The organism is Streptomyces echinatus, assembly GCF_014203595.1.
GTDB lineage: Bacteria > Actinomycetota > Actinomycetes > Streptomycetales > Streptomycetaceae > Streptomyces > Streptomyces echinatus.
Genome location: NZ_JACHJK010000003.1, coordinates 78,457 through 91,339 on the forward strand (window position 1 = coordinate 78,457; position 12,883 = coordinate 91,339).

Below are 12,883 nucleotides of genomic sequence, written 5' to 3' on the forward strand. Positions count from 1 at the left end.
GGATTACTGCGACGGTGCGGAAAGTCCGAAAAGGGGCGGAGGTGCGGCCGAAAGAGGCTCATGGCCGAGCGCCGCGGGGGCCCGTCTTCCGGGATCGGCAGGAAGACGCGCCCCAGGCGGCGGGGCGGGCCGGGTATCAGGGCGTCACTGCGTCTTCGCGGCGCCGGCGGTCGCACGGATCTTCGGACTCTTGGCCTCGTCCTTCTCGCCGTCCGAGGCCGCACCCTCGGCGGGCCGGTGGCCGTCACCGGAGGCGATCTGCGCCGCCACCATGTCGGCGGCCACCTCGACCGCGAGGTCGTGGATGTTCTCTCCGGCCTCATGGGCCGCCTTCTTCACCTCCATGACAAGACCGACGGACGTCGTGACGACACCGCGCACCAGCGGCTTGATGAGACGCTTGGCCAGTGGCGCGGCGATGAGACCGATCAGAAACGGCGGAACGACGGGCGGCATGATGCTCCAACTTCTCTACGCAGGTGTAAGACAGGGGACCCAGGGCACTGTGAACCCCGGAGCACGCACAGCGGGGAAGGCGGAAGCACCCATTTCCGGAATTCTCGATGACCCCGTGCCGGACTCCCTGCCGGGTCGAATTCCTCGTCGATGGGGTAAACCGTCCGCTCGTCGATCACCGTAGTCCAGTCCTGACCACCGAGGCCAAACGGTCACGGCGGGTTTCACTCATGCGAGTGCTATCCATGATCGAACCGCCACGGAATGCAGTAGGCGCACCGTCAAGAAGCGCTTTTCTAATTTACCTATTACTGGTGATCGCCTTCATGATGACTGCCGAGTCCGGTCCGGCCCCACCTGATCGACGGCCGTCTCGCCGCCACCGAGCTGTTCACGGACGGGTGAACTCCCAGCCGGCCGCTGGCGCACCGGCTGCTCCGAACGCCAGCATGGCCGGCATGGCCACCACGTACTCCCGAGCCGAGCGGGCCGCACGGGCCCGGGCGGCCGCAACCCAGCTCGCCGCCGACGGAATCGACGGGGTGGTGTTCGGCTGGGTCGACAACGCCGGGCTCACCCGGGTGAAGTCCGTCCCGCTCGGCCAGCTCGAACACGCCGCCGAGTACGGCGTCGGCGCCGTGCCCTGCTTCGACGTCTCCCTGGTGGACGACTCCTTCACCACTGCGCCTTCGAGCACCGGCCCGGTGGGCGACCTGCGGCTCGTCCCCGACCTCGACCGGCTCACCCCGCTCGCCGCCCAGCCGGGCTGGGCCTGGGCCCCGGCCGACCGCTATACCCAGGGCGGCGCCCCGCACCCCGGCTGCCAGCGCCGATTCGCCCGCCAGGTCACCGAGACCGTCGAGCGGCGCGGGCTCTCGATGCGAGCCGGGATCGAGGTCGAGTGGGTGGTGGCCGACACCACCGGGGCCCCCGCGACATTCGGGCCCGGGTACGGCATGACCCGCTTCGTCGAGCACTCCGACTACCTGCGGGAGGTGCTGCGCGCCCTCACCGCCCAGGGGCTGGCCGTGCTCCAGCTCCACCCCGAGTACGCCGCCGGGCAGTTCGAGGTCTCGGTCGCCGCCGAGGGGCCGGTCGAGGCGGCCGACACCACGATGCTGGTGCGCCACACCATCCGGGCCGTCTCCGCCCGGCACGGCCTGCGGGTCTCGTACGCGCCCGTCTTCACCGAGGGCTCGGTCGGCAACGGCGCCCACCTGCACCTCAGCCTCTGGCGCCAGGGCCGCAACCTCGGGCACGGCGGGCCCGGCCCCCACGGGCTGCACCCCGACGCCGAGCAGTTCTTCGCGGGCGTACTGGCCGAGCTGCCCGCCCTGCTCGCCCTCGGCGCGCCCAGCGCCGCCTCCTACCTGCGGCTGGTCCCCTCCCGCTTCGCCGGGGCCTACCGCTGCTGGGGCCTGGAGAACCGTGAGGCGGCGCTGCGCCTGATCACCGGCTCCACCGCCGGTCAGGCAAACGCCGAACTCAAGTGCTTCGACGCCGCCGCCAACCCGTACCTGGTGGTCGGCGGCGTGCTGGCCGCCGGACTCGCCGGCCTGGAGTGCGGCCTGCCCCTCCCGCCCGAGACCCCGAGCGACCCAGTCGCCCTCTTCGCCGCCGAGCGCCTCCCGGCGAGCCTGCCGGAGGCGGTCGACGCGTTCGAGAAGTCCGCACTGCTGCGGCAGGCGCTCGGTTCCGAGTTGTACGAGGCCGTGCTGGCCGTCCGGCGGGCGGAGGCCGAGCTGTTCGCGGGGCGCACGGATGCGGACGTCGTCGAGGCCGTCCGCTGGCGCTACTGACAGGTTGCACGGAGCTCGGCAGGATGCGGCCCGGAGAGCGTGAGGAGCAGTTCCTCGGCCGTGCCCGCGCCTGCGGCCGAAGCGGTCGCGGGCATGGCGTCGTCCGCGGTGAGGGAGCGGGCCCGGCCCCGTTGCCGTCCTGCATGAGACGCCTGGAAAGTGCCTCGATGGCGTGGCCGGCGGATCGTGGCGGCCTCGTGCGGCCGGGTGACACACGTGGAGTTGCAGGTCGAGAGGAACTCGTCGACACCGCTGAGCACCACGACGCCCGGATCGCGCAGGTGCTCCGCAGCCCACGTCGGCAGACGAACGGCGCCTCATGTCCAGCCGGGAGCGGGGGAACTCGCCGAGCGGGGGGACGTGTGCATCAGCCCCGTTCGGCTCCGGGGGAGGACCCGAGAGTCGATTCGGTGACAGCGGGTTCCAGCGGCTTGGCCATGTAGACCGCCTCGGTGCCGTAGCTCGCGGGCAGCCCGATCTCGGGCCGGGCGCGGTAGCCCAGCCGGGACCACAGCACCTCGGAGCCGCGTACGGCGACCAGAGAGAGGGTCCGGTAGCGGGCCGCCCGCCCGGTCTCCTCCAGATGCCGCTGTATCCGGCGGGCCAGGCCCAGGCCCCGCGCCCGCTCGACGATCGCCAGGTCGTGGGTGTGCAGGTTGCTCCCCCCGTTGCTCTGCTGTGCCGCGCCGTCCCCGGTCAGGCTCAGGTCCGGGCAGTGGAACAGCGGGTACGGCAATGCGAGCAGGTAGCCTCCGAAGCCACCCGCGTGCTCCAGCACGAAGCAGGTCGAGGGCGAGGCGCGGTGCCGGGAGCGCAGCGCCTCCCGCCCCTCGGACAGGCCGCTCGCGGCGTAGGCGCGTTCCTCCAGCGCGACCACCTCGTCCCAGTCCTCCTCCCGAAGCAGCCGGATCCGGGTGTCGGTCACGCGCCTCCTCCGTCCGGAGCCGGGCCGCCGACGCAGGTGTACGGCAGCGGCGCGAAGCCGTTGAAGCCGCGGGTGGCGTAGGCGGCGGCGTACGCGCCGCAGGAGTGGACCCACACCGCGTCGCCGGAGGCGATCGCGCGCGGGACCCGCACCAAGCCGCCCTCCTGGGCGTACGCGTCGTCGCTGTCGCAGGTCGGTCCGGCCACCACTGCGTCGACGAACTGCCCGCCGGGATGGGTGGGGAACTCGAGGCGGTACTGTAACTGATCCATTTCGTACAGGCCGTTGAACTTGCCGCAGCTCAGGTAGAGCCAGTCCTCACGGGTGCCGTCGAGCCGGTGCCGGGAGGTGAGCCGCGTCACGTGGGCGCGGATCGCGCCATGGTCGGCAACCAGGTGGCGGCCGGGCTCCACCAGGAAGTCCGACGGGGCGGCGTTGACGGCGCGCAGCCGTTCCATGCCCTCGCGGATCACCACGAACATCTTGTCCAGCGGCGGTACCAGCGGCCGGCCGCGGCGGTCGAGGACGCCGAGGGCGGGCAGTCCGCCGCCGAGGTTGATCCGGTCCGGGGTGATGCCGCGCCGGCCGAGTCCCTCCAGGACCGCCGCCAACGGGTCGATCGCCGAGACCCAGGCTTCGGCGGTCATCTGCTGGGAGCCGACGTGCACCGACAGGCCGGAGGGCACCAGCCCGGCGCTCCGGGCGGCGGCGAGCACCCGCAGGGCGTCCTCGGGCGAGCAGCCGAACTTGTGGCTGAGGCCCCACAGCGCGCCCTCGCCGGTGGTCGCGAGCCGGCAGAAAACCCTGGAGCCGGGGGCGTGTTCGGCGATCGCGCCGACGTCCTCCGGGCAGTCGGTGGCGTAGTCGCGCACACCCAGCCGGTAGGCCTCGGCGATGTTGCGGTCGGACTTGACGGTGTTGCCGTAGTGGATCAGTCCGGGGGCCGCCCCGGTGCGCAGCGCCTGGGCGATCTCCTGCGGGCTCGCCGCGTCGAAGCCGGAGCCGAGCCGGGCAAGGTGGCCGAGCACCTCGTCCACCGGGCAGGCCTTCATCGCGAACCGGACGGCGACGCCGGGCAGTTCGGCGCACAGGGCGGCGTACTGACGGCCGATGCCATCCAGGTCGTAGATGACGGTGTCCTCGACGGCAGCGGCGAGCGCGGCGCGCAGAACGGGGTGGTCGTGCCGGTCGGGGAAGGGCGCGGTGGATGCGTGCACAGCGGCCGGCATGGTCGGTGCGCGGTGGCCGGTTCTGCCAGAGTCGGCCGTCCGGTGTGGTTCGGCGATCTGGCACACGTCGGTGGTCTGAGGCCTCACGTTTGAACTCCCGATCCGACTGGATGAATGACGCCAAGGGCCTGCTGGCACACATGAGATGAAGCGAGGGAGCCTGAAGGTCGGCTGTGACGCCTGACCTGGACTCCCCCACGCTGCACTCTAAGCACTTCGGGGACCCGCTCCTGCGCCTGCTGTGCACCTGCACGGCCTGCCCGCCGCCCTCGCGCTGACCGACTCGAATCCGGTGAGCGCGAGACCCCGCTCGGCGTGTTCCATGCCGAACCCCACTCGCCGCCCCGCCCCGGGCAGACCCTGATCAGCGACCGGCTGGACTACGGCAGGAGCCCCAGCAAGGTGGAGGACATGTGCCCGAATGAGCCGCGCCACATCTTGTCCTGGCCGTACACGATCGCGGCCATTGAGCCACCGCTCGACATACAGACCACCCGAACGGCGTCGGTGTGAGCCTCCACGACCTTGACGATCAGGTACCACCGGATGACCTTGGTACGCCTCGCCTCGCGGCCTACCTGGACGAACACGGTTCAGGTGCGGAGAGATCCCGCGGCTGCCGGACGGACGTCGGAAGCACGAACGAGGCCTGGCGCATGGCCCGTTCAGCGGGCTTGGCCGGCCAGACCGCACCCTGGTCGGCGGTTTCTGGCCGACCAAGGACGTTCATCTCCTCGGGTGCGTTTGTCCTTGAGTGAGGTCAGCGGGGTCGCCCGTGTCCGGTGTGGTGCCCGTCTCGTTGCGGTAGCTGGTTGATCAGCTGGCGTGAGAGGTCGGTCGGATGAGCTGTAACGAGGTGCTGCGGCTGCCGCGGGAGCGGGACGCGGCCTGTACCGGCGAAGCGGAGCGGCTTCGGGCCGGCGCTGAGCGGAGCATGGTCCTGCCGGCGATGTGCGAGCAGGAGCTGGGCCGCATCTCAACGGCGTGCGAGGTCGTCGGTGAACTGACCTCTGCTTGCGGTACCGGCCCGATACGCCGTTCCGTTGCACTGTCGACAGGTGGTGGAGGACCTTGGTCTGGGGATGGTGCCCAGCCGGGTCGAAGTGACCTGACACCGGTGGCAGAAGGGCGCCGCCGGGAGGTGACCGGCGCGGACGGGCGGGTCCGCATGCGAGCGGAGCGTGAGCATGTGCGGCAGCCGGCCACCACCGTCGGACGCGTGGACATCTCCGGGATCGCGTACCGCTCGCCGGTGCCGAACCTGCACGTCGCGGACGCCGAGCCGGCGCTTACCGCCGCCTTGTACTCCCGGCCGTTGCAGATCCGTGCGCGGTCCGCCGCGGACGGCGACGCGCCTTGCGGTGCCTTGGCCCGTAGATGTCTCTGCACGATGTTCCGCCCCGACAGCTGGAAGGTGCCATGAGCGCGCGTCGTCTGTTACCGGACGAGGAGTCCCTTGATCTGATCAGGCTGGTCCGGAAGCTGGCGGCCGATGAACTCGCGCCGCGGGTGGATGCCGAGGAAGCGAACGAGGCGTTCCCTCGTGAGGTCTTCCGACTCCTCGGACGCGTCGGCCTGCTCGGTTTGCCGTACTCCGAGACGTACGGCGGCAGCGGTCTGCCCTACGAGGTGTACCTACAGGTTGTCGAAGAGATCGCGTCCGTATGGGTTTCGGTCGGTGTAGGTGTCTCCGTGCACATCCTGTCGTGCTTCGGTCTGGCGACGATGGGTACCGAGGAGCAGAAGCAGGAGTGGCTGCCAGCGATGCTCGGTGGCGAGCTGCTGGGTGCCTACTGCCTCTCGGAGCCGCACGCCGGCTCGGACCCGGCCGCGATGCAGACCCGGGCCCGCCTGGACGGCGATCACTATGTCCTGAACGGGGCGAAAGCCTGGACGACCCATGGCGGCCATGCTGACTACTACAAGGTCATGGCCCGCACCTCGGAAGATCGCACGGGTATCTCGTGCTTCATGATCCCGGCTGACACCGAGGGCCTCACCGCTGATGTGCCCGAACGGAAGATGGGCCTGACCGGGTCCACGACGGCGACCATGGTGCTCCGGGACGTCCGTGTCCCCGTCGAGCGGCGTATCGGTGCTGAGGGTGACGGCCTGCGTATCGCTCTCGCGAGCCTGGATTCCGGCCGTCTCGGTATCGCGGCCGTCGCGGTCGGCCTCGCCCAGGGCGCTCTCGACCACGCGATCGCCTATGCGCGCGATCGGGAGACGTTCGGATCTCGCATCATCGATCACCAGGGAGTCGCGTTCCTGCTCGCTGACATGGAGGCCGCGGTGTTTTCAGCGCGTGCTGCGACCCTCCATGCAGCCAGATTGAAGGACGCGGGACTGCCGTTCAGCCGTGAGGCGTCGGTCGCGAAGCTCGTCGCGAGCGACAACGCGATGCGTGTCACCACCGATGCGGTGCAAGTGCTCGGTGGGGTCGGCTACACGCGCGAGTTCCCGGTCGAGCGGTACATGCGTGAGGCCAAGGTGACTCAGATCTTCGAAGGCACGAACCAGATTCAGCGCATGGTCATCGGGCGGTCACTCGCCAAGTCCAACGACGGCGAACTCACCTTGGCCCCCTGGGCTCGACTCTGACGTTGATCGGAAAATCGATGTCCACAAGGGCAGGCGGCAGCATCCGGTCCGGGTGCGGACCGGATGACGGTGAGAAGGGTGGGTCAGGCTGATGCCGCACCCCCTACTACTGGGAGGAGGAGTATCTGCCGTTCCAGACGCCGCAGGGCCGCCGGATCGAACGCAGCAGGAGCATCACCCATAGCGACCACCTGATCCACTTGGTCAGCACCGGCGAGCTCGTGCACACATTCCCGAGCCACGTCACCCGACACTGGGCCATGTCGCACATCCGCTGGCTGCCCATCCGAGACATGCCGGCCCTAACCTTTGTCCTGGTATGGCGTACCGAATCCGACAACGAGCCCATCCGAGCGCTCGCCGAAGTCGTGAAGGACCTCGGGCCACTGCACTTCGACTTCAGATGATCGCGTGGTTTTCTGCGTCGTCGCCGCACCCGGCGCCGCTCGTCGGCGTGGGCTTCGCACAGGCGATGTGCGCCGAAGGAGACGCCGTCTATGGCTGGGAGTGTGGGTGCCACCTGCCGGAAGATGGACACGGCCACACGAATCGACCCGACCGGAAGGAAGTTACTCCCACTGACGGTCAAGAACACAGGTCCGACGCAGCCGTGAGCGGTCACACCCACTGACGTGGGCGAGGCACTCGATCGGGTGCTTGAGGCGCTGGCGCGGGTGAGCGAGGACGAGGAGCAGCGCCCGCCCGGCCGTGGCATCAGTGAGTGAAGCCATCAGCTGGGGTGCCGTGCGCTGCGGCATGAACAGTGTCGGAGCGGGCTACCCACGAAGGCAGGGTTCGCAATCAAGCCCCCCGTGTGGGTCCTCTGGGCAGCCGTCCGAAGGACCCACGTCGTGCCGGGCTACGGCCGGATGGATGCTGAAGGAGAATGCTGGGCAGGCGCACAGCATGGCCGCGCCCCTTCACCTTCGTGAATGAGTTCATGACTTCTCCCGCGCACGACGCAACACCCGCCACGGCAGAAGGCCGTCTGCGGGCCGAGGTCGAGCGGCTGGGCAACGAGAACAGGCTGCTCCACCAGGAGCCCACCTCGCATGCCGTCGTCGACCAGGCGATCGGCGTGCTGGCGGCTCCGGGCCAGATCGCACCGCAGGACGGCTTCAGCGTGCTGCGAGAGGTCTACCAGCACACCAACACCAGACTGACCGCCATCGCCGACCAGATCCTCAAAAACGCCCAGGGCCCGACACTGCCCGAGGTACAGCGGCTACACCTGCGTGCGGCGCTGGCCCGCCACGTCGGCCCGCGGTCCGGCGGCCCCCGCTCGGAAAGTGGACAGACCTGCTCGCTCAAGTTCCCCAACCCACGTGCGACGGCTCGCGGACAGGCCTCTTGGAGGTGTCCGACGGTCGCCGCTCCCCCGCCGCAATGGACCGCTCAGCGGCCTGGACACGATTTCGCCACAGTGCTCGCGCATGAACTCCACCGCATGATCGAGGCCCTCGTCCGGGGTCCCATGCAAGCGCAACGGCTACGCCACACGAGCGGGAGCAAAAACTCCTGTGAACGGGGACGGGCTCTGAGAGAATCCCGGACATGCCGAGCCGCACCGCCGAAGAACTCCTTGCCGACGTTCAAGGACTGACTCTTGAACGCGCGCAACAGATTGCCGATCAGATCGATGAATGCAGAAGGCTGCTGGCCACGAACGTCGGCATGGACGCCGTCCAGCAACATCTGAAAGACGAAGGCATCAGCATCATCCAAGCGATCCTGATCACTACCAGACTGCTTGAGGACCACCCGAACAGACTGGGTGCAGCACGAGAGATCGTGGAGTGCAGCCCAGCCCGAGCCCGCAGCGCCGCTTGAGTACCCACGCCCCCGCAACTACCTGGGCGTGAGCCGATGGCACCTCTTGACTGGACCTGACCGCGCTGGCCGATGCAGCCGACACCGATCCCCGGCTGCGTGAGGCCACCAAGCACGCCCGAGGTGGTCAGATCACCCAGTACCTGGCCGGGGTGCCGGCTCTGCTGGACCGCTATCAGGACGCCCCGTCTGCGACCAGGGCGCTGATCCACGCAGCCATGGACACCCGCCGCCTCGGCGACCGCCATGTCGTGGAGGTGACCCAGCGTCCGGACGGCGGCCCGCTGGCCGTCCTGAACTGGGCCACCGCTGAGCTCGACCCCGGCGTCACGATGGCAAGACTGCATCTGGGCGCCCCGGAGACGGGAGCCGTCCAGGACCTGGGCCAAGTCGGAGTCGGGGCCCAGTCCCCGGTCTGGTGGAATCACGACGGTGAATGGCATCTAGGTTCTGTCTCTTTGGTCAGCTTCGAATCCAGATGAGGATGCCCGCGAGGTGGAGTGCGGCCTGGTAGGCGATTGCGAGCTTGTCAGTTCGTGTGGCCAGGCCGCGCCACTGCTTGAGGCGGTTGATGCACCGCTCGACGGTATTCCGCTGCTTGTACGCCTCGCTGTCGAAACTGGGCGGACGGCCACCGAGCCGGCCTCGCCTCAGGCGGTGGCCGACTTGGTCGGACGGCTGCGGGATGACCGCACGGATGCCCCGGCGCCGCAGGTTACTGCGGATGGCACGTGAGGAATACGCGCGGTCGGCCAAACATCGGGATGGCGGGCGTTGGCGCTCCGCCGGCGCAGGTAGGCGTGCGGGGCACGGGTCTGCGCGGTGTGGTTGGAGTCGGCGACGGTGAACTGCCCAGCGGTCCGGACCGGCCTCGATAGGATTGGCCCAGGGCGCGTAGGTCGGGGTGAAGCACAGCCCGTCACGACGCCTGGCCGCCCATCGGCGGATCTCGGAGGCTCTGTGGGCGGACAGGTTGTCCAGGGTGTCCGTGGGTGCGGTGGATGGTCGCGCAGTGCCGCTCGGGCCGCGGCCTTCTCGGACCAGCACGAACCGGCCACGGGTCGGATTCCACGCGGCCCGAACTCGTCCCGCGAAGGCATGGTCCGGGAAACGCTCCAGTTCTCCCTCGATACGGTGTGACGACGCCGAGCAGGGTGACGGCGCGCAGCTGATTATCGGTGGCGACGACGCGCGTGCTGGGGCCGGCGAGGATGTTGCCGGCTCGCTTGCTGCCGATCCCGACTTCCTTCGGGCCTCCCCACGCTGCGGCTGGCCGGCATCCAGTGCCGTCTGCGGGGTGCCAGGGCCGGACCTCCATGCGGGCCCAGTCGTAGAACCGCTGGCAGGGGCGCCGTTCTGTTGCGGCTGGTCGGGGAACGCCGCGACGCGGCTGCTTGCCGGCGGAAGACCACGTTCCAGGACTGGACGCGGCCGGTCACGCCCCGGGCGCCCTGCCGCTCGGAGCGGCCGTGCCGTCGGGTGGTGGGGGCGGTCGGTCGGAGAAGGCACGCAGGGCCAGCTCGATCCTGATTTCCTCGCTGTCCAGGACCGATTGCAGCCGGCGCAGGACGATGTCGTCAATGGTGCGCTGGTCGCGCAGGCGGATCAGGGCGCTGCGTTTGACGCCGATCAGGGTGTGGCGCAGTTCGAGCCCGGACCGCACGCCGGGTCCGGCATCGGGCGGTCCTGGGTCCTCGGCGGCGTACTGGCGCAGTTCGCTCCGGATGGCGTCGGTGGTCTCCGGCGGCGTATCCAGGCGGTCGGCGTGGTCGGGAAGGGCTTCCAGCGCGGCTGTGACGATCTGGCGATGGGCGCGGCGTTCCTCGGTGGTCTCGTCGGGGTCGCCGCGCAGTCCGGCCCATCGGATCACCGCGGGCATGGTCGTGCCCTGGACGACCAGGGTGAGCAGGATGACGGCCACGGCGGTGAAGACCAGCAGGCCGTGTCCTGCGAGCGGCCGGCCCGCGGCCGTGGTGGCGGGGACACTGAGGGCGGCCGCCAGTGACACGGCCCCGCGCACCCCGCTCCAGGCGAGGGGGAATCTTTCCCGGGCGCCGGAGCGCAGCGTGCGCTGGACCGGGCGCCGGTCGATGGCACGGAGAAGGTAGGGCACCGAGTACAGCCACAGCAGACGAACGGCGATCACCACGCCTCCGACCAGCAGTGCGGTGACCACGGCATGTCCCGGGGAGATGGAGCTGATCCCGCTCACGATGGCGGGTGTCTGGATGCCCACCATTACGAACAGGGCACTGTTGAGGATGAAGGTGCTCACCTCCCAGAAGCCGGTGATCTGCACTCTGGCGCCCGCGCTGATCACCTTGGGGCCTGCTTGACTGCCGATGAGACCGCAGGTGACCACCGCCACGACGCCGGAGACGCCCATGGTCTGCGCGGGCAAGTAGGTGGCGAACGGGGTGAGCACGGCCAGTGCGCTCTCCAGCACACGGTCATGCAACCGCCTGCGCAGTGCCACCACCACGGCGGCGCAGGCGGCGCCGATCGCGACCCCGCCCGCGTAGGCCAGCAGGAAGCGTGCGGCGGTCCCCGGCCAGGTGACGGCCTGTCCGTGAACCGCGACCCCGACGACCACCGCGTAGAGGGCGAGCGCGGTGCCGTCGTTGATCAGGCTCTCCGCCCGGAGGACGGTCCGGATCCTGCGGGGCAGGAGCCGGGCGACCGCCTGCACGGCGATGGCATCGGTGGGGGCCACGACGGCGCCCAGAGCGAAGGCGAGCGGCCAGGCGAGGCCCAGCGCGTGCCCCACCCCGGCCACGGCGGCAGCGGTGGCCAGCACCAGGCCGGTCGAGAGCAGCACGATGCCGCGCAGATTCGTCCGGATCTCGCGGAGCGAGGTGGTCAGCGACTCCCAGTAGAGCAAGGGTGGCAGGAACAGCAGCAGAACGACCGGGGACGGCAGGGCCAGCGTGCGGAACTGGGGGGTGAGACCGATCAGGCAGCCACCCGCCACCAGCAGGATCGGCTCGTTCCAGCGCAGGCGGTGCGCCAGCCAGGCCATGGCCAGCACGGCCACGAGAGTCACCACGATGACTTCCAGGCACCGCATGGGACGCAGCCTTCCCGATGGGGGCAGCCGCCCCTGCCCCTGGTGGTTCAGCCCTGGGCGAGTTCGGTCAGGGCATCGCGACGGGTGGGCATCCAGCCGAGCTCGCGGCGCGCCAGGGTGCCGCTGAACTGCTGGTCGAGGGCGAACGCCTCGGCGATCGGACCCATCCGTCGTACGGCCTCCTCGACGGTCAGCGGCTCGATCCGGTCCGGGCATCCTGCGGCGCGGCTGAGGGCTCGCGTGACATCCGCCAGGGGAAGGTTCTGACCGCCGACGCCGGCGTACACGGAGCCGGCCGGGGCGTTCAGGGCGAGGACGTACAGCTCGGCGATGTCGTCGACATGGACCAGCGCCCAGTGGTTGGTGCCGTCCCCGATGCAGGGCACGGCACCCGCGGTGCGCCCCGGCTCGACGAAGAACGACTGTGCAAGTCCGCCGGAGCGGCCGTAGACCAACCCTGGCATCACCACCACCGGGTGCTCTCCCGTGGCGGCCCGGGCGAGCACGCGCTTCTCGTTCTCCAGCCGCCAGGCGGTGATGCGCGGCGGGCTCAGCGGGGCGTCCTCGTCGACGACCCCGTCGGTGTCGCCGTACACCCACACCCCGCCCGTGTGCACATAAGGACCGCTCCCCACCCCGTCCTGCAGCGCCTCGGCCGCCGCGCGGTCGACGTCCGCCGTGCCCTCGGCGTAGTCCACCCCGAGGTGGATGGCCCCGTCGGCCCCGCGGGCCGCCTCATGGAGGACATCGGTGTCGGTGAGCGCCCCCGCAACCGGGGTGGCGCCGAGGTCCGCCACGATGCGCGCCGCGCGCTCGCTGCGCGCCAGCGCCGTCACGGCGATGCCGTGGCCGGTCAGTGCCCGGATCGTGGAGCGGCCGATGTAGCCGGAGCCACCTGTGATGAAGATCTGCATCGCTCTCAGGGTCCTTGTCGGTGGAGGAGCGGCGGGGAATGCCGCCGCTCCTCCACCCTGGC

At 70.1% G+C, this 12,883-nt stretch carries 12 protein-coding genes and 2 pseudogenes; 6 read left to right on the forward strand and 8 right to left on the reverse strand.

Annotation, left to right across the window (positions count from 1 at the left end):
• Window positions 1-144 precede the first annotated feature (144 nt).
• Window positions 145-456, reverse strand: coding sequence for a DUF5132 domain-containing protein (locus FHS34_RS08885; RefSeq protein ID WP_184963050.1), 312 nt, complete (start codon window positions 454-456; stop codon window positions 145-147).
• Window positions 457-914: 458 nt separating this feature from the next.
• Between FHS34_RS08885 and FHS34_RS08890 the strand changes: the two genes are divergently transcribed.
• Entirely contained in the window at window positions 915-2,255 is a 1,341-nt protein-coding gene (locus FHS34_RS08890; protein WP_184963052.1) for a type I glutamate--ammonia ligase, read from the forward strand.
• 367 nt (window positions 2,256-2,622) lie between these two features.
• Here FHS34_RS08890 and FHS34_RS08895 read toward each other — a convergent pair whose 3' ends face one another.
• The 3 genes from FHS34_RS08895 to FHS34_RS08905 all read right to left on the reverse strand — a co-directional run bounded on the left by FHS34_RS08895 (window position 2,623) and on the right by FHS34_RS08905 (window position 4,999).
• Window positions 2,623-3,180 carry a GNAT family N-acetyltransferase gene (locus FHS34_RS08895; RefSeq protein ID WP_184963054.1) on the reverse strand — a complete coding sequence of 186 codons (558 nt, stop codon included), beginning with the start codon at window positions 3,178-3,180 and terminating at the stop codon, window positions 2,623-2,625.
• Window positions 3,177-4,409 carry a type III PLP-dependent enzyme gene (locus FHS34_RS08900; RefSeq protein ID WP_184964201.1) on the reverse strand — a complete coding sequence of 411 codons (1,233 nt, stop codon included), beginning with the start codon at window positions 4,407-4,409 and terminating at the stop codon, window positions 3,177-3,179. The genes FHS34_RS08895 and FHS34_RS08900 overlap by 4 nt, the downstream gene beginning before the upstream one ends.
• Window positions 4,410-4,789: 380 nt before the next feature.
• The gene (locus FHS34_RS08905) at window positions 4,790-4,999 is read right to left on the reverse strand and encodes a hypothetical protein (RefSeq protein ID WP_184963057.1); all 210 of its coding nucleotides are present in this window, start codon (window positions 4,997-4,999) and stop codon (window positions 4,790-4,792) included.
• 629 nt (window positions 5,000-5,628) lie between these two features.
• Between FHS34_RS08905 and FHS34_RS08910 the strand changes: the two genes are divergently transcribed.
• The 5 genes from FHS34_RS08910 to FHS34_RS08930 all read left to right on the forward strand — a co-directional run bounded on the left by FHS34_RS08910 (window position 5,629) and on the right by FHS34_RS08930 (window position 9,322).
• Window positions 5,629-5,832, forward strand: a complete 204-nt coding sequence (locus FHS34_RS08910) for a hypothetical protein (RefSeq protein WP_184963058.1) — start codon at window positions 5,629-5,631, stop codon at window positions 5,830-5,832.
• A complete protein-coding gene (locus FHS34_RS08915) occupies window positions 5,829-7,010 on the forward strand; it encodes an acyl-CoA dehydrogenase family protein (protein ID WP_184963060.1) in 1,182 nt (393 codons plus the stop codon). Before FHS34_RS08910 ends, FHS34_RS08915 begins: the two co-directional genes overlap by 4 nt.
• Before the next feature lie 928 nt (window positions 7,011-7,938).
• The gene (locus FHS34_RS08920) at window positions 7,939-8,613 is read left to right on the forward strand and encodes an ANTAR domain-containing protein (RefSeq protein ID WP_225817296.1); all 675 of its coding nucleotides are present in this window, start codon (window positions 7,939-7,941) and stop codon (window positions 8,611-8,613) included.
• The gene (locus FHS34_RS08925; protein WP_184963062.1) at window positions 8,565-8,840 is read left to right on the forward strand and encodes a hypothetical protein; all 276 of its coding nucleotides are present in this window, start codon (window positions 8,565-8,567) and stop codon (window positions 8,838-8,840) included. Before FHS34_RS08920 ends, FHS34_RS08925 begins: the two co-directional genes overlap by 49 nt.
• A gap of 152 nt (window positions 8,841-8,992) precedes the next feature.
• Window positions 8,993-9,322 (forward strand): hypothetical protein, encoded by a 330-nt coding sequence (locus tag FHS34_RS08930; RefSeq protein WP_184963064.1) that lies wholly within the window; start codon window positions 8,993-8,995, stop codon window positions 9,320-9,322.
• Here the strand turns inward: FHS34_RS08930 and FHS34_RS08935 are convergent.
• The 4 genes and pseudogenes from FHS34_RS08935 to FHS34_RS08950 form a co-directional block, all read right to left on the reverse strand.
• Window positions 9,303-9,617, reverse strand: a pseudogene (locus FHS34_RS08935) (transposase); the annotation flags it as partial. The gene FHS34_RS08930 and the pseudogene FHS34_RS08935 overlap by 20 nt on opposite strands.
• Window positions 9,581-9,974: pseudogene (locus FHS34_RS08940) on the reverse strand (transposase); the annotation flags it as partial. The pseudogenes FHS34_RS08940 and FHS34_RS08935, both read right to left, overlap by 37 nt.
• 301 nt (window positions 9,975-10,275) lie before the next feature.
• Window positions 10,276-11,886 (reverse strand): Na+/H+ antiporter, encoded by a 1,611-nt coding sequence (locus FHS34_RS08945; RefSeq protein ID WP_313148960.1) that lies wholly within the window; start codon window positions 11,884-11,886, stop codon window positions 10,276-10,278.
• Between the two features lie 68 nt (window positions 11,887-11,954).
• The gene (locus FHS34_RS08950; protein ID WP_184963068.1) at window positions 11,955-12,821 is read right to left on the reverse strand and encodes an NAD-dependent epimerase/dehydratase family protein; all 867 of its coding nucleotides are present in this window, start codon (window positions 12,819-12,821) and stop codon (window positions 11,955-11,957) included.
• Window positions 12,822-12,883: the final 62 nt, after the last annotated feature.

Bases quoted from the DNA above. Each gene is read 5' to 3' on its own strand.
- FHS34_RS08885 (WP_184963050.1), bottom strand. From the start codon at position 456: ATGCCGCCCGTCGTTCCGCCGTTTCTGATCGGTCTCATCGCCGCGCCA.
- FHS34_RS08890 (WP_184963052.1), top strand. From the start codon at position 915: ATGGCCACCACGTACTCCCGAGCCGAGCGGGCCGCACGGGCCCGGGCG.
- FHS34_RS08900 (WP_184964201.1), bottom strand. From the start codon at position 4,409: ATGCCGGCCGCTGTGCACGCATCCACCGCGCCCTTCCCCGACCGGCAC.
- FHS34_RS08915 (WP_184963060.1), top strand. From the start codon at position 5,829: ATGAGCGCGCGTCGTCTGTTACCGGACGAGGAGTCCCTTGATCTGATC.
- FHS34_RS08925 (WP_184963062.1), top strand. From the start codon at position 8,565: ATGCCGAGCCGCACCGCCGAAGAACTCCTTGCCGACGTTCAAGGACTG.
- FHS34_RS08950 (WP_184963068.1), bottom strand. From the start codon at position 12,821: ATGCAGATCTTCATCACAGGTGGCTCCGGCTACATCGGCCGCTCCACG.